23 protein-coding genes are annotated in these 22,678 nt (G+C 64.0%); 11 read left to right on the forward strand and 12 right to left on the reverse strand.

Translation table 11 applies throughout. The features are described from left to right. Positions 1-6 precede the first annotated feature (6 nt). Genes aroC through prmB form a run of 3 tightly spaced genes read right to left on the reverse strand, consistent with a single transcriptional unit; the run spans position 7 to position 2,641 of the window. Positions 7-1,095, reverse strand: a complete 1,089-nt coding sequence (gene aroC, locus ACYVKM_RS10910; protein ID WP_460877606.1) for a chorismate synthase — start codon at positions 1,093-1,095, stop codon at positions 7-9. A 57-nt stretch (positions 1,096-1,152) separates the two neighbouring features. Next, positions 1,153-1,704, reverse strand: coding sequence for a GNAT family N-acetyltransferase (locus tag ACYVKM_RS10915; protein ID WP_460877607.1), 552 nt, complete (start codon positions 1,702-1,704; stop codon positions 1,153-1,155). 10 nt (positions 1,705-1,714) lie between these two features. Beyond that, positions 1,715-2,641, reverse strand: coding sequence for a 50S ribosomal protein L3 N(5)-glutamine methyltransferase (gene prmB, locus ACYVKM_RS10920; protein ID WP_460877608.1), 927 nt, complete (start codon positions 2,639-2,641; stop codon positions 1,715-1,717). A gap of 76 nt (positions 2,642-2,717) precedes the next feature. Between prmB and asd the strand changes: the two genes are divergently transcribed. After that, on the forward strand, positions 2,718-3,557 hold the full coding sequence (gene asd / locus ACYVKM_RS10925) for an archaetidylserine decarboxylase (RefSeq protein WP_460877609.1): 840 nt from the start codon (positions 2,718-2,720) through the stop codon (positions 3,555-3,557). 159 nt (positions 3,558-3,716) lie between these two features. After that, complete coding sequence (locus ACYVKM_RS10930) at positions 3,717-4,154, forward strand: hypothetical protein (RefSeq protein WP_460877610.1); 438 nt, start codon at positions 3,717-3,719, stop codon at positions 4,152-4,154. 23 nt (positions 4,155-4,177) lie between these two features. Here ACYVKM_RS10930 and ACYVKM_RS10935 read toward each other — a convergent pair whose 3' ends face one another. Beyond that, entirely contained in the window at positions 4,178-5,656 is a 1,479-nt protein-coding gene (locus ACYVKM_RS10935) for a transglycosylase SLT domain-containing protein (RefSeq protein WP_460877824.1), read from the reverse strand. A 121-nt stretch (positions 5,657-5,777) separates the two neighbouring features. Here ACYVKM_RS10935 and ACYVKM_RS10940 point away from each other — a divergent pair, with 121 nt between their 5' ends. The 4 genes from ACYVKM_RS10940 (at position 5,778) to ACYVKM_RS10955 (ending at position 9,610) form a co-directional block, all read left to right on the forward strand. Next, positions 5,778-5,930 carry a hypothetical protein gene (locus tag ACYVKM_RS10940; protein ID WP_460877611.1) on the forward strand — a complete coding sequence of 51 codons (153 nt, stop codon included), beginning with the start codon at positions 5,778-5,780 and terminating at the stop codon, positions 5,928-5,930. Between the two features lie 12 nt (positions 5,931-5,942). Then, positions 5,943-7,193, forward strand: coding sequence for a hypothetical protein (locus tag ACYVKM_RS10945; RefSeq protein WP_460877612.1), 1,251 nt, complete (start codon positions 5,943-5,945; stop codon positions 7,191-7,193). Then, a complete protein-coding gene (greB, locus tag ACYVKM_RS10950) occupies positions 7,190-7,690 on the forward strand; it encodes a transcription elongation factor GreB (RefSeq protein ID WP_460877613.1) in 501 nt (166 codons plus the stop codon). Before ACYVKM_RS10945 ends, greB begins: the two co-directional genes overlap by 4 nt. A 120-nt stretch (positions 7,691-7,810) precedes the next feature. Further along, on the forward strand, positions 7,811-9,610 hold the full coding sequence (locus ACYVKM_RS10955; protein ID WP_460877614.1) for an aminopeptidase P family protein: 1,800 nt from the start codon (positions 7,811-7,813) through the stop codon (positions 9,608-9,610). Positions 9,611-9,632: 22 nt separating this feature from the next. On the opposite strand, the gene ACYVKM_RS10960 is transcribed toward ACYVKM_RS10955, so the two are convergent. Together ACYVKM_RS10960 and ACYVKM_RS10965 are read right to left on the reverse strand one after the other, a co-directional pair. After that, the gene (locus ACYVKM_RS10960) at positions 9,633-12,344 is read right to left on the reverse strand and encodes a putative bifunctional diguanylate cyclase/phosphodiesterase (protein WP_460877615.1); all 2,712 of its coding nucleotides are present in this window, start codon (positions 12,342-12,344) and stop codon (positions 9,633-9,635) included. Between the two features lie 113 nt (positions 12,345-12,457). After that, entirely contained in the window at positions 12,458-13,234 is a 777-nt protein-coding gene (locus tag ACYVKM_RS10965; protein WP_460877616.1) for a TenA family transcriptional regulator, read from the reverse strand. 369 nt (positions 13,235-13,603) lie between these two features. Here ACYVKM_RS10965 and ACYVKM_RS10970 point away from each other — a divergent pair, with 369 nt between their 5' ends. Both ACYVKM_RS10970 and ACYVKM_RS10975 read left to right on the forward strand, forming a co-directional pair. Next, the gene (locus tag ACYVKM_RS10970; protein ID WP_460877617.1) at positions 13,604-14,014 is read left to right on the forward strand and encodes an ArsR/SmtB family transcription factor; all 411 of its coding nucleotides are present in this window, start codon (positions 13,604-13,606) and stop codon (positions 14,012-14,014) included. Beyond that, the gene (locus ACYVKM_RS10975) at positions 13,995-14,471 is read left to right on the forward strand and encodes an SRPBCC family protein (protein WP_460877618.1); all 477 of its coding nucleotides are present in this window, start codon (positions 13,995-13,997) and stop codon (positions 14,469-14,471) included. Before ACYVKM_RS10970 ends, ACYVKM_RS10975 begins: the two co-directional genes overlap by 20 nt. A gap of 82 nt (positions 14,472-14,553) precedes the next feature. Here ACYVKM_RS10975 and ACYVKM_RS10980 read toward each other — a convergent pair whose 3' ends face one another. Then, positions 14,554-15,222, reverse strand: a complete 669-nt coding sequence (locus tag ACYVKM_RS10980; protein ID WP_460877619.1) for an NAD-dependent epimerase/dehydratase family protein — start codon at positions 15,220-15,222, stop codon at positions 14,554-14,556. 82 nt (positions 15,223-15,304) lie between these two features. Then, positions 15,305-15,514, reverse strand: coding sequence for a BBE domain-containing protein (locus ACYVKM_RS10985; RefSeq protein ID WP_460877620.1), 210 nt, complete (start codon positions 15,512-15,514; stop codon positions 15,305-15,307). A gap of 84 nt (positions 15,515-15,598) precedes the next feature. Between ACYVKM_RS10985 and ACYVKM_RS10990 the strand changes: the two genes are divergently transcribed. Next, positions 15,599-16,435: a DUF4097 family beta strand repeat-containing protein gene (locus tag ACYVKM_RS10990; RefSeq protein ID WP_460877621.1), complete on the forward strand. Its 837-nt coding sequence runs from the start codon at positions 15,599-15,601 to the stop codon at positions 16,433-16,435. 40 nt (positions 16,436-16,475) lie between these two features. Continuing rightward, positions 16,476-17,168, forward strand: a complete 693-nt coding sequence (locus ACYVKM_RS10995; protein WP_460877622.1) for a hypothetical protein — start codon at positions 16,476-16,478, stop codon at positions 17,166-17,168. Between the two features lie 97 nt (positions 17,169-17,265). Here the strand turns inward: ACYVKM_RS10995 and bla are convergent, their stop codons facing one another. The 4 genes from bla to ACYVKM_RS11015 all read right to left on the reverse strand — a co-directional run bounded on the left by bla (position 17,266) and on the right by ACYVKM_RS11015 (position 21,391). Then, a complete protein-coding gene (bla, locus tag ACYVKM_RS11000) occupies positions 17,266-18,138 on the reverse strand; it encodes a class A beta-lactamase (RefSeq protein WP_460877623.1) in 873 nt (290 codons plus the stop codon). A gap of 229 nt (positions 18,139-18,367) precedes the next feature. Next, positions 18,368-19,072 carry a glutathione S-transferase N-terminal domain-containing protein gene (locus ACYVKM_RS11005; protein ID WP_460877624.1) on the reverse strand — a complete coding sequence of 235 codons (705 nt, stop codon included), beginning with the start codon at positions 19,070-19,072 and terminating at the stop codon, positions 18,368-18,370. Between the two features lie 111 nt (positions 19,073-19,183). After that, on the reverse strand, positions 19,184-20,500 hold the full coding sequence (locus ACYVKM_RS11010; RefSeq protein ID WP_460877625.1) for an amidohydrolase family protein: 1,317 nt from the start codon (positions 20,498-20,500) through the stop codon (positions 19,184-19,186). Between the two features lie 219 nt (positions 20,501-20,719). Continuing rightward, positions 20,720-21,391 carry a hypothetical protein gene (locus ACYVKM_RS11015; RefSeq protein ID WP_460877626.1) on the reverse strand — a complete coding sequence of 224 codons (672 nt, stop codon included), beginning with the start codon at positions 21,389-21,391 and terminating at the stop codon, positions 20,720-20,722. 398 nt (positions 21,392-21,789) lie between these two features. On the opposite strand from ACYVKM_RS11015, the gene ACYVKM_RS11020 reads away from it, so the two are divergent. After that, on the forward strand, positions 21,790-22,302 hold the full coding sequence (locus ACYVKM_RS11020; protein WP_460877627.1) for a DUF1697 domain-containing protein: 513 nt from the start codon (positions 21,790-21,792) through the stop codon (positions 22,300-22,302). The last annotated feature ends 376 nt before the right edge of the window (positions 22,303-22,678 follow it).

The following is a 22,678-nucleotide window of genomic DNA, read 5'->3' on the forward strand; positions in this document are numbered from 1 at the left end:
ACGCGATCAGGGGATTCTCGGCGCCACCGCACCCACGTCGCCGCACTGCGCGCGATGGCGCAGCGCGTGATCGATCAGCACCAGCGCCATCATCGCCTCGGCGATCGGCGTGGCACGGATGCCGACACACGGATCATGCCGCCCCTTGGTCACCACTTCAGTCGGCTCGCCCGCCAGGTTCACGCTGTGGCCCGGAATCAGGATGCTCGAGGTAGGCTTGAGCACGATCGAGGCCGTCACTGGCTGACCGCTGCTGATCCCGCCGAGGATGCCGCCGGCATGATTGGAGGCAAAACCGCTCATGCTCATCTCGTCGCGATGCTGGCTGCCACGCTGGGTGACCGCGGCGAAGCCGTCGCCGATCTCCACACCCTTCACCGCATTGATCGACATCAGCGCGCTGGCCAGGTCGCCGTCCAGCTTGCCGTAGATCGGCTCGCCCCAGCCCGGCGGCACGCCTTCGGCCACCACGTTGACGCGTGCACCGACCGAGTCGCCTGATTTGCGCAGCGCATTGATATAGCTTTCCAGCGCAGGCACCTGTTCCGCATCCGGCCAGAAGAACGGGTTCTGCTCCACCGCCGCCCAGTCGAACGCATCCGGTGTGACCTCGCCAATCTGTGCCAGGTAACCACGTATACGCACACCGTAACGCTCGGCCAGCCATTTCTTCGCAATGACGGCGGCAGCCACCCGCATGGTGGTTTCGCGCGCGGAGGAACGGCCGCCGCCACGCGGGTCGCGGATACCGTACTTCTGCCAGTAGGTGTAATCGGCGTGCCCGGGACGGAACGTCGACACGATGTCGCCGTAGTCCTTGCTGCGCTGGTCGGTGTTGCGGATCAGCAGCGCGATCGGCGTGCCTGTGGTCCTGCCTTCGTAGACGCCGGAGAGGATTTCCACATCATCCGCCTCGTGCCGCTGCGAGGTGTAGCGGCTCCGACCGGTGGCACGGCGCTCCAGATCCTGGCGGAATTCTCCGGTGCTGATCGTGAGCCCCGGCGGGCAGCCGTCGATTACGCAGCCGATCGCCGGGCCGTGGCTTTCGCCGAAAGTGGTGACAGTGAAAAGCTTGCCGAACGAATTGCTGGACACAGGCTTGGAGGTCCGAGGGAAACTCCCACAGCTTAACGCGATGATGCGCCGATCGGGTCAGTCGGCTGACCGGGTGGCACGCCACTCGCTGGCCAGCAGTGCAAACACCACATCATCGACCCACTCGCCCTGCAGCCACAGGCTTTCACGGTGATGCGCCTCCTGCCGCATGCCCAGCCCGCGCAGCATCGCCATGCTGGCGAGGTTGCGCGGATCGACCGAGGCGTGGATGCGATGCCGGTCGAGCCGGGCGAAAACCAGTTCGAACAGCGCACGCACAGCCTCGCTGGCATATCCGTGCCCCTGATGAGCCGGTGCGATGCTGATCCCGAACTCGACCGAAGCCTCGGCCTGTTCGGGCAGGTGCACACCCAGGTCGCCGATCAGCCTGCCGTCATCGCGCAGGCGGATGGCGCGCTGGAACCAGCCACCCGAGACGCCCGGCGCCACATCCCGCTGCTCGTCGATGAAGCCACGCGCAGCGGCAAGATCCGCCGGACGCCAACCCTGGAAGCGCGCCACCGCCGGGTCGGCACGATAGGCAAACAGCGCCTCGGCATCCTCCGGGCGCAAGGCATCGAGCCGCAGTCGGGTGGTGCCGAGCTCCATCCGGCCAGGCTCAGCCCGGACGACGTGCGGCAGCCACCGCACGAATAGCCGCGGCGTGCTCGACCAGATCGCGCCGTTCCAGCGCGAAGATACCCATCTGGCCCACCTTGAACTCGATCCAGATAAACGGGACTTCCGGCAGCAGCGCGGCCAGCGCGTGCTCGCTCTCGCCGACCTCGACGATCAACAGGCCATCGTCGGTCAGGTAGTCGGCAGCCTCGTCAAGCATGCGCAGGCACAAGTCCAGGCCGTCGATGCCCGAGGTGAGACCCAGCTTCGGCTCATGCGCGTACTCACCCGGCAGCGCGGTGTACTCGTCCTCGGTGACGTACGGCGGATTGGAGACGATCAGGTCGTAGCGACGCCCCTTCACGCCGGCGAACAGGTCGGACTGGATCGCCTCGACCCGGCCCTCGACGTGCTGGAACACGATGTTCTCGCGCGCCAGCGACAACGCCTCGTCGCTGATGTCGACGATGTCGACCTGCCATTCCGGGTTGTACTCGGCCATCGCGATACCGATGCAGCCCGAACCGGTGCACAGATCGAGTGCGCGTTCGATGTGGCGCTCGTCCAGCCATGGCGCAAAACCCGACTCGATCAGCTCGGCGATCGGCGAGCGCGGCACCAGGGCACGGCGGTCGCTCTTGAACTTCAACCCGGCGAACCAGGTTTCGCCGACCAGATAGGCCACCGGCAGACGTTCGGTCACGCGGCGCTCGATCAGCGCCAGCACGTTCGTGCGCTCGGCCGCGGTGAGCCTGCCCGCGCCATACGCCGGCGGAATGTCCGGCGGCAGGTGCAGGCTGGCCAGCACCAGGTGGGTGGCCTCGTCGATCGGGTTGTCGTGGCTGTGCCCGAAGGTCAGCCCGGCGGCCGAGAAGCGACTGGCGCCGTAACGGATGAAATCGATGATGGAGGCAAGTTCGGAAGTCACGGCAATCCCGGTCGGACAAGGCGTAAGGCCGGCCATTATAGGGCCAGCAACCTGACCGACCCCGTATACTGGGCGGATGACTTTCAACGTATTCCTGCAGTACATCCTGCCGCATCGCGCCCTGTCGAGGGTGGTCTACTGGGCCACGCGCTGGACCTTCGCGCCATGGAAGAACTGGCTGATCGGCACCATCGTGCGCAATTACCAGGTGAACATGGCCGAGGCGGCACAGCCCGATCCGCTGGCCTACCAGCACTTCAATGCGTTCTTCACACGCAAGCTGCGCCCGGATGCGCGTCGTGCAGCCCCTGATCCGACGGCCCTGCTCTCGCCCGCCGATGGCCGCATCAGCCAGGCTGGTCCGATCGTCGACGGCCGCATCTTCCAGGCCAAGGGTCAGGACTACACCGCCACCGAACTGCTGGGTGGCGACGAGGTCGCCGCCGTACCGTACCGCAATGGCCGTTTCGTCACGGTCTACCTGTCGCCGCGCGACTACCACCGCGTGCACATGCCATTGAAAGGCACGCTGAAGGAAACCGTGCACGTGCCCGGCCGCATCTTCAGCGTGGCGCCGTTCGCGGTGGCGGCGATCCCGCGCCTGTTCGCACGCAATGAGCGGCTGGTCTGCCACTTCGAGGGCGAACATGGCCCGTTCGTGGTGGTGATGGTGGGCGCGATCCTGGTCTCGTCGGTGGCCACGGTGTGGGACGGGCTGGTGATTCCGCCCTATGCCTCGTCGATCCGGCGCAAGTCGTTCGCCGGCCAGAACATCACGCTGGAGCGTTTCGCCGAAATGGCACGCTTCAACATGGGCTCCACGGTGATCCTGCTGTTGCCCGAGGGTATGGTCACCCTGGATGCCCTGCAGCCGCAGCAGGCAGTACTGGTGGGGCAGCGGCTCGGCCATAGCTGACCCGGACGGCCACCGCCACGCGTCCCCGGCCGTCGGCCACCGGAAAACTGACGTCACGCGTCATTTTGTGACGCTTTACGCGCTACCACAGCGCCCGCCCCGCTACGCTCGCGTCTTCGCCGCGCGTCAGCGCTGCCGACTTCAGCGACGAGGGGACCCATGCAACTACTCACTCCATTCTTCGTGATGATGCGTGCGCGCCAGCTTGGCCGTCAGTTCCGCGATATCGAGCGCAGCATCCGCGCGTTACCCAAGCGCAACCGCACACGCTTGAGCACACTGACCCTGCGCGAGATCGGCCAGGCCTCGCGCAGCGACTTTCCGCATTTGTACGGCACCCCGCCCGAGGCGCGTTACCAGCCCTGGGGCCAGGGCACCGAAGCCGGTTACGAGCGCGCCTGCTCGACCAATCCCGAGGTGGCACTGCGCGGCATCGCGCTGTGGCTGGCCGTGGCCTACCACGAGACCAAGAACTCCCCGCATGCCAGCCTGCAGCCGCAACATCGGCAGCTGATGCAGTTGCTGCGCGAACTGAAGGAAGTTCACGGCAGCACCAGCACCACCGAAAGCTGGATGCAGAACAGCGCGGTCGCCTGAAGCCAGGCAACCGCAGCACACCTCTACTGACAGACCGGCAACTTCAGCACCTGCCCGATCCCGATGTGGTGATGCTTGAGTCCGTTCATCTCGGCGATTTCCTGCACGCTCGAGCAATGCAGGTTGCGCACGATGCTGACCAGCGTATCGCCGCGCCGGACCTTGTAGTTTCGGTCCCTGCGCACCACGGGCGCTGGCGGTGGCGGTGCCTCGACCACCGGCACCACGGCACTGTGCAGATCGTGCGCGAGGATCGGCCACGGGCCATCGACACAGCGCGACGCGTAGGCTCTTTCCAGCGGCTTCGGCACCTGCAGCTGGGCACCGGTCGGTTGAGTCACCTGCGGATCCAGGCGCGGATTGAGGTTGCGCAGCGTGCGGAACCAGCCGTCGCTCATGCCATCGGCCGAGCCCAGACATACGGTCAGCTCCGACAATGACGCCGGCCGTTGCAGGGTGATCGAACCGGGCACGCCATCGACCCGCGGGAAGCGCAGGTTGTAGCTGTCCGGGTGCAGGAACAGCCACGCGGCGGCGAGCACCGCAGGCACATAGTCGCGGGTTTCCTGCGACAGCTGGTTGTAGATGCGCGGGTCGTAGAAACTCACCGAGGTGTCATCGCCGACCAGCCGGCGCATGCGGCCCTCGCCACCGTTGTAGGCACCGATCGTGAGTTCAAGATTGTTGTTGAAGATCCCCAGCTGCTCATTGAGGTATTCGGCATTGGCCCGCGCCGACGCCGCCGGGTCGAAGCGCGTGTCGAAACCGTTGTCCATCCCCAGACCGAAACGCATCCCGGTGGCATACATGAACTGCAACGGGCCAGCCGCGCCCGAACGCGACACCGCATGCACCTTGCCGCCCGATTCCTTGGCCATGATGCCGAACAGCAGCGCCTCGGGCAGATCGGCCTTCTGGTATTGCGGCCACATCTCGTGACGCAGGTACTGATAGTTCACATAGGCGTCCATCAGCTGGGGCCGCCACTGGGTCAGCCACATTTCCAGCGCCGCTTTCACCGGACCGTTCATCGCGATCAGCTCGGACAGTTTCTGCCCGTGCAGCAGAGTCACGCTGCGCTGCGCCTCGGGCAGGCTGGCCGCGCCGGTCTTGCCCGCAGCAAGTGCTGCCTGTGACGGATCCACATCGCTGTTCAGGTCCGTGCCATCGTCGAAATCACCGTCCTTCAGGCGCAGCAGGCGATCAAACACCGAGAAGAACCGTTGCGGATCGCAACCCGGCGTATTGCCGCAGCGCGCCGATGCCTCCTTCAGCTGGTCCAGCGACCGCGTGAGCGTCAGCTGGGAAGCCGCCATGTCACCGGCACGCGACTGTTGCAGGGCGGTCTCGTAACCCTTGCTTGCCTGGTCGAGCTCGGCATAGAGCGCATTGACCGGTGCGGAAGGCTTGCCAGCACCCGCACTTGCGCAGGCAGTCAGCAATCCAAGCGCCGCTGCAAACGGCAGCAGGCGCAGGAGAAAAACATGGGGACGCAACACCATCACGGACTTCACTCGCGTAAAACCGACACCATAGCCGGCACGGCACGCCGACTCAACGCAGCGGCACGGCAATGCGATGGTGTTGGCTACAATCCCGGCATCACCCAGGGAACGGAATGCCATGACTGACATCCTGATCGGCCGCAACGACAGCACCAGCGTCGGCCTCGACCCTCACTACGGCGACCGCCGTGGCAAGATCGAGACAATAGGCAAACAGGTCGCGCACACGACGGGCAGCCAGCCCGGCGGCATGTTCGGCGGCAAGCGCTGAGAGCGCCATCCCATGCCACGCATCGAAGTCAGTGCCGTCGACACACCCTTCGGCGAACGCCTGCGGTCCGGTTTCGGTTATCCGCTGCGCGGCGCCGGACTGGCCACCTGCGTGGTGCTGGCGCTGGTCCACTACGTCGGATTGCTGCCCTCCTACATCGGTGTCCTGGCCAGCGCACTGGTGTGGGCCGCCACCTGGCGCTACGCCGCCGACTGCCTGCTGCACACCGCCAACGGCTACGCCGATCCGCCCGATGTCGGCAGCGACAGCAACAGCGCGAGTGGCTGGGGCCTCACCGCGATCCATCTGCTGGTGGTCGCACTTTGCGTACTCGCCATCGTGTTCTTCCCGCGCTCACTATGGCCAGTGCTCATCGTGTCCGCGCTGGCACTGCCGGCGATCGACATGTCGCTGGCGTTCGACGGCAACATGGCACTGGCGATCAACCCGTTGAACTGGGCGCGCGTCATCGCTGCCTTCGGTACGGCATACCTGGCACCGGTGGCGATCAACCTGCTGCTTGGCCTGTTGATCGTGCTCGCATCGATCACGGCCGCCCTGCTGCCGCGGTTGCTGGCACTGCCGCTGTTCGCCTTTGCCTACACCTACCTGATCGTGCTTGCCTTTCACCTGATGGGCGTGATGATCCATCAGCGCCACGAGCGCTTCGGGATGGAACCGGAAGCGCCGAAGCTCGCCAGGGCGGGCGGCCAGGATGCCGATGAGGCCCTGCTGGCCGAGGTCGATACAGTGGCGAAGAGCGATCTTTCCGCCGCTACCGCGCTGCTGGTCGCCCGGCTGCAGGATCGCGCCGCGCCGGCATCCGTACACATGGCCTATCGCCGGCTGTTGCAACAGCAGCACCTGCGCGACGGCCTGCTGGTACATGGCCAGATCTGGATGGCTGCGCTGATCGCGCAGGGCGAATCACGCCGCGCGCTGGGCGTGCTGCAGGAGTGCTGCGGCATCGATGCCGATTTCATCCCGGATGATCCGCGTACCTGCGGCGAGCTGGCCGATCTGTCGGCACGACTGGGCATGCACCGGCTCGCCCTGCACCTCTGCCGCGGCTACCTCACGCACTGGCCGCGCGATCCGCAGGTACCACAGTACGGCCTGCTGGCGGCACGCCTGCTTGGCGAGCAGCCCGAGCGGCACCCCGAAGCGGCACAGCTGCTGGATCAGCTGGCAACGGCATGGCCCGATCATCCCTTGCGCGCCGATATCGACATTCAGCGGCGTCGACTGGCAAACCCCGCATGAGCCGCTGGCGACCACCCGCGCCCGGCTCCACCGCGATCATCACCCGCGACGGTTTCGAGCGGCTGAAGGCCGAGCTCGACCATCTGTGGCATGTCTTGCGTCCGGAAGTGGTCAAGGCACTCGCCGCCGCCGCCGCCGAAGGCGATCGCTCGGAAAATGCCGAGTACATCTATCGCAAGAAGCAGCTTGGCGAGATCGACCGCCGTGCGCGCTATCTGACCAAACGGATTCCCTCGCTGAAGGTCGCCGAAGGCGCACCCGGCGATCGTGGACAGGTGTTCTTCGGCGCACGCATCGAACTGGAAAACGTCGACACCGGCGAGACCTTGCATTACCGCATCGTCGGTCCCGACGAAACCGACGCGAAGCTGGGCTGGATCAGCATCGACTCGCCACTGGCGCGGGCGGCGCTCAGGAAGCGCGTGGATGACGAGTTTGCTGCGGAGCTGCCGGGCGGCCCGGCGCAGTTCGCGCTGATTGCAGTGGATTACGACTAGAAGCCGCGGGCGGATATCGGAGCCAGACACTTTGGAGGGCACGCCGATTGGTGGGACGTACCTGTATCAGGATGGCGCGAGGCCCGATGAAGCGCGAGGCCCTCTGCTAGCATTTCACCCATGAACAACCCCATCCCCACCCGTCTTGCCGCCCTGCGCGCGGCCATGCAGCAGCATGGCGTCTCCGCCGTGCTGGTCCCTACTGCCGACCCGCACCTGTCCGAGTACCTGCCCGAACATTGGCAGGCGCGTGTGTGGCTGTCCGGCTTCACCGGCTCGGCCGGCACCCTGATCGTCACTCGCGATCATGCCGGGCTGTGGACCGATTCGCGCTACTTCGCGCAGGCCGAGCAGCAACTGGCCAACAGCGGCGTCAGTCTGATGAAGCTGCGTGTGCCGCACGCAGCCGAACACCTGGAATGGCTGCAGCAGCATCTGCACGAGAACGACGTGCTGGCGGTAGCCGGCGACAGCGTGGCGCTGACCACCCAGCGGCAGATCGAGCGCCGACTGGCAGAAATCGGCGCCACACTGCGCACCGACCTGGATCTGCCGGGTGCCATCTGGCCCGACCGCCCCGGCTTGCCGCAGGCGCCGGTGGTCGCACATGACCCAAGCTACGCCAGCATCCCGCGCGCCGACAAACTCGGCCGCCTGCGCAACGCGATGCGCAAGCTCGGCGCCACCCATCACCTGCTCTCCAGCCTCGACGACATTGCGTGGCTGACCAACCTGCGTGGCAGCGACGTCGAATGCAATCCGGTGTTCCTCTCGCACCTGCTGGTGCAGCCCGGCGGCCGGGCCACGCTGTTCGTCAACCGCGCCAAGCTCGGCGACACCCTGGTTGTCGCGCTGGCCGCCGACGGCATCGGCATCGCCGACTACACCGCAGTCACCTCGGCCCTCGGCGAACTGGGCACCCCCGACAACCTGCTGCTGGACAGCGGTCGGGTAGTCAGTGCGATCGCCGCGGCGATCGCACCAACCGTCACGCGAATCGAGGCAGCCAACCCGAGCACCGCATTCAAGGCGGTCAAGAGTGCTGCCGAGCTCGAGCACATTCGTGGCGTGATGCGTCGCGACGGTGCCGCCCTGGTGCGCGGCTTCCGTCGACTGGAACAGCGTCTCGCCGCCGGCATGACGGTGACCGAGCTGGATGTCGATACCTTGCTGCACGAGGAACGCTCGGCTCAGCCTGGCTGGGTCGGCGAAAGCTTCGCCACGATTGCCGGCTATCAGGCCAACGGCGCGCTGCCGCATTACCGCGCCACGCCGGAGTCGCATAGCACACTGCAGGCCGAGGGCCTGCTGCTGATCGATTCGGGCGGTCAATATCTTGGTGGCACCACCGATATCACCCGCGTGCTGGCGCTGGGCGAAACCACGCCGGAACAACGGCGCGATGCCACCCTGGTGATGAAGGGCATGATTGCACTGTCCCGCGCACGCTTCCCGAAAGGGGCCAGCGGCCCGCAACTCGACGCCCTCGCACGTGCCCCGCTATGGGCCTGTGGCATGGATTACGGTCACGGCACCGGCCACGGCGTGGGCTATTTCCTCAACGTGCACGAAGGCCCGCACGGCATCCGCCCCCCCGTCGCCGGCGGCGCCCTGGTGGCACTGGAGCCAGGCATGATCAGTTCGATCGAGCCGGGACTGTACAAGCCCGGCCGCCACGGGATCCGCCACGAGAACCTTGCGGTGGTGGTCGAGGCCGATCGCACCGAGTTCGGTGAATTCAACGCCTTCGAGACGTTGACACTGTGCCCGTTCGACCGCCGCGCCCTGGAGCCGAGCATGCTCAACCCGGAGGAACGCGCATGGCTCGACGACTACCACGCCGCCGTGCGCGCTGCGCTCAGTCCGTTGCTGGAGGACGCCGACCTGGAATGGCTGCACCGGCACTGCGCACCGCTGTAAGCGGCAGCAACCATGACAACGCTCAGGTGCGCTTGGGCGGTACCAGCCTGAGTTTGCTGACCGGGGCCGGCTGCTGGTTCGGGCACAGCAGGTGCAGTATCTCGTCAGCTTTCAACGGGTATGAATACAGATAGCCCTGCCCTTCGGCGCAACCGGCGCGCAGCAGGAAATCATGCTGTGCCTCGGTCTCGATACCTTCCGCGATCGTGCCCAGGCCGAGACTCCTGGACATCGCCAGCATGGCCTCGGCAATCGCGGCATCATTCGTATTGCCCGGCAGGCCGGTAACGAAGGAGCGGTCGATCTTCAGATAGGCCACGGCCGGCAGCTTGAGGTAGGCCATCGAGGAATAGCCCGTACCGAAATCGTCGACCGCCACATCGATACCCAGCGCATGCAGGGTACGCATGGTGCGCTCGGTGTCGTCACCCAGCCGCAGCATCGCGCTCTCGGTGATCTCCAGCAGCAGGCGCTTCGGCGACAGCTGCCGCGACTGCAGGGTGCGGCTGACACCATCCACAAACGCCGGATGACCAAACCAGCGCGCGGAGACGTTCACCGCCACACGGATCGGCGGCATGCCGGCCAGATCCCAGACCTGGATCTGCGCGCACACGGCCTGCATCACCCATTCGTCGATGCGGCGAATCATGCCCAGGCTTTCCGCCACCGGGATGAACTCTCCCGGCAACACCTCGCCACGATCCGGATGCTGCCAGCGCAGCAGCGCCTCTGCCGCCACGATGCGTCCGGTGCGCAGCTCGACGCTGGGCTGGTAGAGCAGATTGAATTCGTTGCGCGCCAGCGCCTGACGCAACTCACTGGCCAGTTGCAGGCGCCGGCGGGTATCGGCATGCATCATCGGCGTGTAGAAACGGAACGTGTTGCGCTCTTCGGTCTTCGCCGTATACATCGCGGCATCGGCGTTGGCGATCAGGGCTGCCGCATCGGAACCATCCAGCGGATAGCCGGCCACGCCGATGCTCGCACTGAGCACGACCTCGTAATCGTCGACCACCAACGGCTCGGACAAGCTGACCAGCAGCCGGTTGACGATCGCGCGCGCATCCTCGCGCAGGCTGACCCGGTTGATCAGCACGGTAAACTCATCGCCGCCGATGCGCCCTGCCACATCACTTTCGGACAACTGTCGCCGTATGCGTTCGGCGACCTTGACCAGCAGGCGATCGCCGATCGCATGGCTGTAGCTGTCGTTGACGATCTTGAAGGCGTCCAGGTCGATGAACAGCACCACCACCGCCAGCCGCTCGCGCTCGGCTATTGCAATCGCCTCGCTGCAACGCCGCTCGAACTCCGCCCGGTTGACCAGCCCGGTCAGCGGGTCGTGCCGTGCCAGATGCTCAAGCCGGTGCTGATGCAGTTTCGCTTCATGGATGTCGGTGAACACCGCGACGAAATAAAGCACCTGATTGTCCGCATCGCGGATCGCGCTGATGCTGATGTGCTCGGGATAACTGCTGCCGTCGCTGCGCGTGCTCTGGACTTCGCCGACCCAGTTGCGACCGGCGGCAATCTCGCCCCAGATCGACTTCGGCAACGGCTTGCCGTCGGCCAGCCGGCGGCTGTCGTCGAAACGCCTGCCATGCAAGGCCTCGCAGGTGAAGCCGGTGATCTCCGTGTGCGCGGCATTGGTCGAGATCACGCGGCGGTCGGCATCGGCGATGATCACACCCTCGACGATGCTGGCTAGCGCCTCGGCCGCGATCTGTCGCTCCTGCTCGATCGCCACGCGCTCGGAAATGTCGCGGATGATCGCCTGGCGCACCGGCAGGTTGCCCCAGTTGACCACACTGCTCTGGGTCTCCACCGGTCGTTTCGTGCCAGCCTGGCCAAGCAGGACATTGCAGGCGGCACGACCATCGTGCTGCCCGCCCAGCGACTGCTTGAACAGATGCACAAAACGGTCACCGATCAGTTCGGTCACCCCGCGCCCGATCCATGCCGAAGCGGTACGGTTGACATCGAGAATCCGCCCGCTGGTCTCGTCGACCATCACGATCGCATCGGCGGCACTGTCGAACAGCAGACGATAGCGCTCCTCGCTGCCGCGGATGCTTTCAAGAATGCGCCGCCCCATGCGCAGCCACAACAAGGCCGCGATGATGGCAGCAGCCACAACACTTCCGAAGAGTACCTGGCCCAGCCACACGGCGCCGTTGGCGATCTCGCGCGAAAACAATTTGCTGCGAGGATCGATGTAATCATTTATCGCATGGATACGGGTGCGCTGCCGATTGATCTCCTCCCTCGACAAGCCACCTGCCGCATAGCTTCGTTCAAGCCCGTTGGAAATCGATCCCAACTCCGCAATCGAGCTATCCGTAGACCGCCATGCATCGAGCGCCTCCTTCATATAAGGGGCATCGGGAAAATGACGCAGCATGAAGATTACGCCCGGTATCGCTATGGTCACCGTCTTGGTTCGCTGCAGCGCCTTTGCGACCTCGTCATAGTCGAAATGATCCTGAGCGATCTTGTCCCGTGCCCAGCGGTCGGTCATCAAAATGTCGTAGTTGCTCTTGAAGGCAGCAAGATTTGCGGCATCGCCATTGGTGGCGTATGCATCGAGATCGACCACGATCTGTTTCTGGGCCTTGGACCAGATGCTCTCGCCGTTCAAGAAACCGGCGAGAGCGACCTGAACCTGCATGGCTCCCCAGGTCAGCACCAGAATTAGCCCCACGATTGCCACCAGCGCATAGGCCAATGGCATCAAACGCCGTAACAACGTCCTTTGAAATGTGATCGTCGAAGTACGCATCGCGTCCTTTGTATCACGAATGACGCATCACACTTTGGCCATGCATTTCCCGCGGACTGCTTTCCTCAGGCCACAGCACCGCTAAGCATTTCCAGAACGCGATACGGCTCAACGCAGCGATCAGCGAGTATCCGCATACTGATGTAACTGCGCTTGATGCATTCACTGATATGTGCCACTGCGTCGGTTGCCGGCGATGTTCCCATCAGGGTGCACACTATTTCCAATGCCTCCCACGGATGGGTGTCGTCGTACGCGGCATGCAACTGCAACCAGCGCAGTGAATGGGCCCTCGTGCTCGACGGAAAGCTTTCCGCATAGCTTTTACTCTCATAGATTAGTTGAGACCACTCGCCTGTGGCACCCTCGACCGCATAGTTGGTGGCAGCGATACCCGCAGCCAGGTTGTCTCGGCTGCTGACCTCCTCGCACCACTTGGCCAGAACCTCGGTACCGCGCGGCGGCCTTCCGAGCAGCACTTCGTCGCGGGAAACACCCGCTCCTTCCGCCCAGTGCAACCAGTACTCGGCATGATTCTGCTCGACTCGAATGTTGCGCACCAGCCACCGTCGCGCAAGATTGTCGCCCGGACTGCGGCCATACCGGGTTTTGAGCAGACTCAGCGCCATGTAAGCGGGAAAACGCTCGATGACGGGCCAGATGCCCGTCATGAAATTGACAGTACCTGCGCGATCCAGCGTGCCGTTGCTCATCATGCTCCACAGCTCATGCTGCACCACGCTCTGCTTGGTGCTTTCACAATCGGCCACCATGTCCTGCGCCCATTGCGGGTAGCTGGTCAATTCGGTCAATGCGCCGGTACGTTCGAAATGAGTGTTCATCTGATTCTCCTCGTGATTGGACTTTCGGGTGGGTTGCTGCGTTGCGCGGCCGGCACCAGAGGCTCTTGTGCCTGGCCATACCCCGGCATCGGGAAGTGATGCCGGAAATCCTGGATGTGTGTTTCCTGCTTCATGGCGCATGACGCGGAGGCCGGCATGATTCCTGGCACTCCGTCTAGCTGAAACAGCGATGGGCCGATGGCGAACCAGCGTAGCGCCCTGTCCACACCGTTCATGGGAATGAGGCTCCTGCGACGGGCTGCCCGTCTGGATACCGTGCCGCAATCCGATCGATGCATGGCGAGGATTGACATGCCGATGGGGCAGATATATTTTACCTTTAGGTAAATTAACCATAAGGTTTTCTCGATGCCCCCCGATCCGCTCAGCACCACGTTCGCCGCCCTCGCCGATCCCACCCGTCGCGCCATCCTGGCGCGCCTCGCCGCCGGGCAGGCCTCGGTCACCGAACTGGCGCAACCATTCGACATCACGCTGCCGGCGATTACCAAGCATCTCAAGGTACTGGAACGTGCGGGCCTGGTCGCTCGCAGCCGTGAAGCTCAATGGCGGCCGTGCCGCCTGCAGCCGCAGCCGCTGCGCGAAGTGGCTGACTGGGTACAGCCCTACAGGGTCATGTGGGAACAGCGTTTCGATCAGCTGGAGGAATACCTGCGCGACCTGCAGGCGCAGGAAAGCACTGTTTCCGCTGCCGCGACATCACATCCCCGCACCACAGCACCCCACCAGGAAAAATCCCATGCTGCCAGAAAGAAATGAGGCTGCCGCCACAGCGCCGGAACAGGAACTGCGCATCACCCGTGTATTCAATGCCCCACGCCACCAGGTATTTGCCGCGTGGACCGACAGCACACAGATACGTCAATGGTCGGCGCCACACGGCTTCGTCATCACCCATTGTGAGGGCGACGCCCGCAAGGGCGGTCACTGGCGTTGCTGCATGCGTACTCCGGAAGGTGTGGAACTCTGGCTAGGCGGGATCTACCACGAAGTGATCGAGGATCAACGACTGGTCTTCACCCACGCCTGGGACGACGAAGATGGCAAGCCCGGCCGTGAAACCCTGGTGACCGTGCAATTCGAGGATGCCGACGGTGGAACCCGCATGCATTTCCACCAGGCTGGCTTCGACTCGACCAGCAGTCGTGATGGCCACCGTGGCGGCTGGAACGAATGCTTCGAGCGCCTGGCTCACCGGCTGTCCGTACAGGCATGACCCGATCCGTGCCGATGTTCAAAAAGATGACGGGCTCACCGCCGCAGCAGTCCGTTTCCGTCCTCCTTCCCGTGCCTGCCGCTCATGCACGCCCCAGTGCGCCGATATCTGCCGCCTCAAGCACGGCCGTGGGTGCGCCACGGCGAGTCACCGCCAGCATCGCGCGACCGACGATCTCGGTACTCAGCACGGTATTCGGCAGCAACCGGCGCAGCAGCGGCAGCAAGGGCCGCGTCAGCGCATAGAACCAGCGATACGCACCCGTCTTCGAGCGGATGCCGTGCAACGGCTGGATGATGCCGGGCCGGAACACGTACACCGCCCTGAACGGCAGGTGCTGCAGCGCGTTCTCGATGCGACCGCGCACCCGCGCCCACATAACCTTCCCCGCCTCGCTGCTGTCCGCGCCGGCACCGGAGACATAGACGAAGGTCATCTGCGGGTTGAGCCGTGCCAGTGTCTGCGCCGCGACCAGGGTGAGGTCATGAGTCAGGTGCGCGTACTGCGTCTCCGTCATGCCCGACGAGGTCACTCCGATGCAGAAGAAGCAGGCATCGAAGTTTGTCAGCTCGGATTCGATCGCGTTGTAATCGAACAGATCCTGATGCACCAGCTCGCGCAGCTTCGGATGCTGCTGGCCGATGGGTGTGCGGCCGATGGTCGTCACCTGCCTCACGTCATCGGCAAGCAGGCATTCGCGCAGTGCCCCTTGACCGACCATGCCGGTGGCACCGAACAGCAGAACATTCATGATCCGATTCCTTCGGTACACCCGAACAGATCACAGGATAGAGCGGATCAGGTCTGCCCAACGCAGGGAACATGCTCCTTCCCTATCTGCCCGCCAGCCGCGTGAACCCATCCGCGCTCCACGCTTCACTACCCACACCGTGGTGGACGAAGAACAGGCCATCCGTATCATATTTCTGTTTCACGGCCACCAATTTCGGATAGTTCGTACCCCAGAACGACGTCTGCCACGCCGGCTCGAAATAATCGCTCTCCGAAACATCAGGAGCCGGCATGAGGCTGCCGAAGGTCATGTATCGCACGCAGGCGCACATCACCTATAAATGTGCGGCAATCTCCGCATGCCTGATCGACATGGCCAACCTGGAGCAGACATCATGCGCAAAACCATCCTCGCCTTGTTGCTGACCGTCGTGCCGCTCGCGGCCAGCGCGGCCGATTGCCGCTACAGCGCGCCGCGCAATGCCGACCTCGATGCCGCCGATTTGAACAGCCTGCTCCTGACGCTCGGCTCCGCTGACCTGGACATCCAGAGCGTACCGGGCTTGAACAGGATCGAGGTACGTGGCACCGCCTGCGCCTCGGATGCATCGTGGCTGAAGGATCTGCAGATGAGCGCCAGCCGCAATGGCGCCCAGGCCACGGTGGACACCCGGCACGACCGGGGCAGCATCACCTTCAGCCTGTTCGGTTCCAGCTACGCGTACCTGAAGTTGCAGGTGCACGTGCCGGCCTCGCTCGCTATCCAGGTCGACAGCGGTTCCGGCGACGTCAATGCGAGCAACCTCGCCTCGCTGGATTTCAGCTCGGGCTCGGGTGACCTGACGGCGGACCACATCACCGGTACGCTGGCCCTGAAACTCGGCTCGGCCGATGTCAAGGCGCAGCACGTCGGCAGCATCGACCTGCACCAGACCGGCTCGGGCGACGTGCACGTCGATGGCGTGAGCGGCGACGTGCAGGCAGAGCATTCCGGTTCGGGCGATCTCGACTTCCGCAACGTGGGCGGCAGCGTCAATATCGGTGCCACCGGTTCCGGTGACGTCATGCTCAGCAACATCGGCCACGATGCCCGGGTCGGCAGCACCGGTTCCGGCGATGTCACTGCCAACGGCGTCAATGGCAATTTCACGGTGGGCGCCAGTGGCAGCGGGGACATCCACCATGCAAACGTCAAGGGCAAGGTCAGCGTGCCCAAGAGTGACGACGACTGAGTCGCGGCATTCAAAAAGGCAGGCATGCCGGGAGAACATGATGAAGCTGTCCCGATCCATCCTCCATCCGCTCTTGGCCGGCGCTTTTTGCCTGGTGATGCTGCCAGCCTCCGCACAGTCCCGGTCGCAAGCGCCACGGACCGGGCAGGCCGAGCAACCAGACCGCACGGTGGCGGGCCAGACCCTCACCTCGACGCACGATCCGAAGGTACGGATACGCTTGCCGCCCACGGCCCGCTATGTGGGCGCCAGCCGCTGGGTGCTCTACGGTATGGCCGATTGCGAACTGCATGCCTTTGTCGAGGCGGACGCTCAAAAGAACGTACAGCGCATCTACTGGATCCAGTTCGAAGCTTATCTGCCGTCCCGGCCCGAGCTTCACCATACCTACGACTCGAAGCGGCACGCCACGATGGGCGGCATGGACTTCTACGTGGACACCTGGGCGGAGGCAAGCGACGCCAAGGATCCGCCGGGATCGGATTCGGAGCACATCAAGGCACTGATTCGTGCACAGGGTTACACGTTGCCGGCAACGCTGACCTCGGTGCGCTTCGTGCACCTGCTGGATGCCGCCAAGCGCAAGGAGCTGATGGTCATCTACAGCGAGAATGCCGACGCCACCGGTTTCACCGCAGCCGACCTGAAACCGGGCGGCAAGGCCTACGACCGGTGGCCCGCGGTCGAAAAAGGCCTGATCGAGCGAGGCGAGCGGAAGATCTCGTTCGACTGAGGTTGTGGCCATGCAAGCCACGCCCGGAAAGACCTGGGGCAAGTTGCAGCCAACGCGATTGCATTGAAGCGGACGCGCGAGGAAACCGGAAGCATCCCTAAAGCGACGCCGCGATGCGCCCTGCCTCCGCCAGCACGGCATCGCTTCCGGCACCGTCTACCGACGATGCGGCGTAATAGGCGGCCACCAGCAACGGCTTGCGCTGCGGCGGCCAGATGATCGCGATGTCGTTGCTCTCACCGTGTGCACCGCTGCCGGTCTTGTCGCCCACTTGCCAACCACTCGGTAAGCCTGCGCGCAGCTTGTCGGCACCGGTGCGGGTAGCGCGCAGCCATTCGGCCAGCTGCCGGCGCGAGGTCACGGAAAGCGCATTGCCCAGCAGCAGCGTGCGCAGATCAGCGAGCATGGCGTTCGGCGTGGTGGTATCGCGCACATCACCCGGAGCGCCCACGTTGAGCTCCGGCTCGACGCGATCCAGCCGCGTCAGCGGATCGCCCAGCCCGCGCGCGCAGGAAGTCACCGCGGCAGGTCCACCCAGACTGGCCAGCAGCAGATTCGCCGCCGTGTTGTCACTCACCGTGATCGCCGCCTGGCAAAGCTCGGCCACGCTCATGCCCGGCGGGCCGATGCGGTGGCTGGTCACCGGCGCCCAGGCCAGTACAGACTTCTTGTCGAAGACAATGCGCCGATCCAGCCGCTCCGCGCCGCGATCGACCCGAGCCAGCACCGCAGCCACCGCCAGCAGCTTGAACGTGCTGCACATCAGAAAGCGCTCATCGGCGCGATACCCGACGTGGCGCCCATTCCCGGTGTCCAGGATCGCCACACCCAGCCGGCCACCGTGCCTGCGTTCCAGCGCGGCCAGACGCGCCGCCGCAGTTTCCCCTGCATTGCCAAGGGAAAGCGCGGGACGAAACACCAGCGCCGCGGCAATTGCGGCGGCACCCTTGAGCAGATTCCGACGGTTCATGCCGTTACCTTTACGTAGAGGAAAACCCGCACCTGTCACGTGCGTCGCCCAACCCTACGTACCAGGGCGGGCATTTCGCGGCGTGGCCTGTGGCGATGGCAAGGCAGCTGCAACAAACAACAGTATCCGGCTCACCAGCAGGCCGAAACGGCCGAAGAAGGAACTGAAACGGCTCACAAGAAGGTCGGAGAAAATCAGCACGGCCCTTTGCCCGTACTTGCCGGCCTCATCAGCCTCTCCCGGGAATCTCCAGGCCTCGCTTCACCGCTGGCCGGGCGAGTGCACGATCGAGCCATGCACCGACGTTGCTGAAGTTGTCGTATGCCACCAGTTCACGCGCCTCGTAGAAGGTGATGAGGTTGTTGACCCAGCCAAGCGTCGCGATGTCGGCAACCGTGTAATCGTCGCCCATGATCCAGTGGCGGCCTTCGAGGCGAGTATCGAGCACACCCAGCAAACGCTTCGATTCCGCGACATAGCGCTCGAGCGGGCGCTTGTCGGCAATTTCCCTGCCGGCGAACTTGTTGAAGAAACCCACCTGGCCGAACATCGGGCCGATCGACGCCATCTGGAAGAACACCCACTGGATGGTCTCCCAGCGCAATGCCGGATCGGCCGGAATGAACCTGCCCGCCTTGTCCGCCAGATACAGCAGGATCGCGCCAGACTCGAACAGACCCAGCGGCCTGCCGCCGGGGCCAGCCGGATCGATGATCGCGGGGATCTTGCCGTTGGGGTTGAGCGACAGGAACTCCGGTGTGCGGCTTTCGCCCTTCATGATGTCGACGAGATGCGGCTCGTAGGGCAGCCCGCTCTCCTCCAGCATGATCGATACCTTCACGCCGTTCGGTGTGTTGAGCGAATAGAGCTGGATACGATCCGGATATCGGGCCGGCCAGCGAGTGGCAATCGGGAAATCGGACAGAGTGGACAAGTCGTGCTCCTGTGTCTTGAGGCAGATTGCCAGGACATGTGAGGATGGGTTGTTGAACGGCAAGAACGGAAACGCCGATCCGCTGGCGTCGGGGAACTTCAGCTGCCGTCCCTACTTGTAGATTCGGCCGGTCTTGATCACGAACGCGATTTTCCCGGTGTTGTGGATATCCCGCGTCGGATCGGCCGTCAACACAACCAGGTCGGCACGCTTGCCGGTCGCGATCGTGCCGCGTTGCGCAGTCTGCCCCATCGCTGCGGCACTCACTTCCGTGGCAGCGTGGATCGCCTCCACCGGCGTGAAGCCGCAATGCTCCACCAGCAACGCCATTTCCGCGTGTACCGACGGCAATGCGTTCAAATCCGGTCCGTGCGCATCGGCGGGCACTCCCGAACTGTCCGTACCAACATCGATCAGCACACCTTGCTGATGCGCCAGCCGGGTGACGGCATAGCTCCACGGCACGATGCCAGCGCCCACGCTTTGCGAATGATGCTGCGCCTCGTCAACAAAAGGCAGCAGCGTGGCATCGAGTATCGTGCCGCGCTGCTTCATCGCCTTGAACAGCGCGAGGATCTGCGGCGCATCCGGCCGGATATGCGCGAAATCGCCGAGGGCACGCACCCGATAGTCGTCCGGCACCTTCGGAGCCGCCGCCCAGACCAGGTAAGGGCTGTGCGAAATGGTGTCCACGCCGGCAGCCACAGCATCACCCGGTGTGGCCGGGAAAATCGTCGCATGGGTCCATACCCGCAACCCCTGTCGGTGCGCCTCTGCGGTGATCTTGGCAACCAGGTCGGCGGGCAGGTTGGCGTACAGCTTGAGCGCGGTCGCCCCGGTGCCCTTGGCTTCGGCCACGGCGAGCGGAATGTCGGTGGTCGACGTGATCGCCTGCATCCATGGTGCATGCCCCAGCGGCTCACCCGCGGAAGCTTCCTGCGCACGCACGTCCTCGACAAAGAACGTCGGGCCGGCCATCAACGCCACGTAAAAGATGTCCGGTGCTGCCAATTCATCCGAATTCGCCTGCCCGGCGAGATAGGCAAGCAGGCGATCGTCGCCGGCCATGTCGCGGATGGCAGTGACGCCACCACGCAGGAGCGCCTGCAGGTGTGGCTGGTAGTGCGCGAAATCCGGCTCGGCCCCGGTCAGATGTACATGCGCGTCGATCAGGCCCGGGATGACATAACGCCCGCTCAGGTCTTCCACGTGCACCGCCTTCGGTATCGCCCGGCTGCCATCCGGGTAGATGGCCGTGATACGTCCGTCCTCGATCGCGACGGACATGTCCGGCTTCGCCGGGGAGCCGGTGCCATCGATGATCGTGACGTGGGTCAACAGCAACGGTGGCTCGGCAGAAAAAGCCGGTACGGCCAGCGCAGACAGCATGAGCAGCGCCATGCGCTTAACGAAGACAGTGGCAGACATGCTTCCTTCCCGTTCGATGGCAGCGCAGGTGACGCGGGTACTGTGCTGTAACGGGCCGGCGGCTTGCAAGCATCGACAACGCGAATCCGACGAACGGGTGTCATCACGCAGTTTCAAGAACGGCTACTTGATTCCGCGGTTTTCCTTGTTCACTTCCTTGACTTCAGCCACGTTCGCCAACACATGCACGAATGAAGAAGGATGCGCACCGATTGTCCCTCATTGCGCCGCGTGCATTCGCCTGATGCGCACCGTGCTGCCGCCTTCGTAGGTCACCACATAGGTGGAGCCTTCATGCGTCTGCTGCGCCACGTTCACGGGGTCGGCCTGGATGGCTTGCTGCAGAGCGTCCTGGTGAAATGCAGCCAGATCGCCATCCGGAATCAGCATCAGGGGCGGGCTGACCTGCTGGAAGCTGGTGAAGTGGCCGCCGCACTTGGTTGTCTTGGCCTCGAACTTGAACCAGCCTTGGCCGCAGCTCACGCCAGATACTTCCGGCAGGCGCTTGAGCCAGATGAAATACTTGTTCTCGTGGGTGATCCAGACCCGATTTCGCCGAGTATCGGCGCCACCGATATCGTCCGACTTCCAGAGACGGACCAGCGAAGCCTCGTGGCAGTCGGCCGATGCGCATTCCTGCAGCACCAGATATTCGTTGTCCTGCAAATGGATCGGCTCGATGCTGAGGATGTCGTCCTTCACCAGTGCCTGTGCGGGGAACACCACCGAAGGCATGCGCGGATCGACCTTGAAGTCACCGGAGATCAGGTAGCCGCCATGTTGCGACGTATATCCAGGCGCGGTAACCGTCACGGGAGACAGGTTCGTCTGCGCCGCCGCCGAAAGGCCCAGCAGGCACAGACCAGAACCCAGCAACAGACTGTTTGCCATGGGCCTTTTCATGCGAACTCCTGTCAGCCATCGAACCTGATGGATGTCGAAACCAGCTACGCATCCCTGCATTGATTTGCTGTCCCGTCAGCAAGATACAGCGAAATCGACCAGCCCGGAACGCCGTGCATCTAAAGGGAATCTCGAAGAGCCTCTCAAGACGCCATCCCTGCGAAAGCCTGAATCCAGTGCCGTTGTTGCTTCCAAAGCATTGGGAGCGGCTGGATCCCTGCCTTCGCAGGGATGACGAGCTTGATGCGAGAGTATTCGCGGTGCCCCGAGATGGGGCTTCGGCTCCGCCACGGCAGGGAAACCTTTTCGCCCCCAGCTTGGCCGCTTGAATCCATGGCAGGCTGACCGGAAACTGAGCGCTCTCGATGCGATGGAGCGACCTGGCCATGACCAGTTATGTGGCGCTGCTGCGCGCGGTCAATGTCGGCGGTACCGGCAAGCTGCCGATGAGCGAGTTGAAAACCATGTGCGAGGCGGCCGGCTTCACCGACGTTCGCACGTATATCGCCAGCGGCAACGTCGTGTTCACCAGCAGGCTCACCGAGTCCGCGGTGAAGAAGAAACTGGAGCAGCAGCTGCACGTCTATGCGGGCAAACCGGTCGGCGTCATCGTGCGCACGGCGGCCGAGATGGCCCAGGTGCTGGCCGGCAATCCGTTTCCGGACGAGCCCGGCAATCGCGTCGTCGCGATCTTTCTCGATGCAGCACCACCCTCGAATGCGCTGGACGCCGTAAAGCACCAGAAGGATGAACGCCTCGCTTGCGGCACGCGCGAAATCTACGTGCACTACGGCGACGGCATGGCTGATTCGCGCCTGACGATACCCGCCGCGAAAACCGGTACCGCGCGCAATATGAATACGATCGCCAAGCTGGTCGGGATGGCAGGCAAGTCCTGAGTAATACGCTGTGGGCGAGGTGTTCAAGTCATCGTTGCCTGCCACATGAACTCGGCACAGGTTTGCGCTTCGACGCATCCGGACTCGAACAGGAGTGGCCGGGCATGAATGAAGACATTGCAGCAATGCCCCTTCCAGGCTCCCGGTCGCCGGTCAGCATGTTCGAAGCGCCCGACCTGGGGCATTTTTCGTTCACTGTACCCGTGGGATGAGCAGCGAGCTCGCCCGTGGTCTGCCTGCTCTGGGCACGCGTTGCCACGATCATGTATCCGCCCTACCGCTGGCATGCCGGTGTGCAACGACGTCGAACGGAATGGTGGCTCAGTTACCTTTGAACCATGGCAGGGTCGCTGCAGAACGTGCATCCTTCCCTCTA

This window comes from Rhodanobacter koreensis (genome assembly GCF_054782855.1).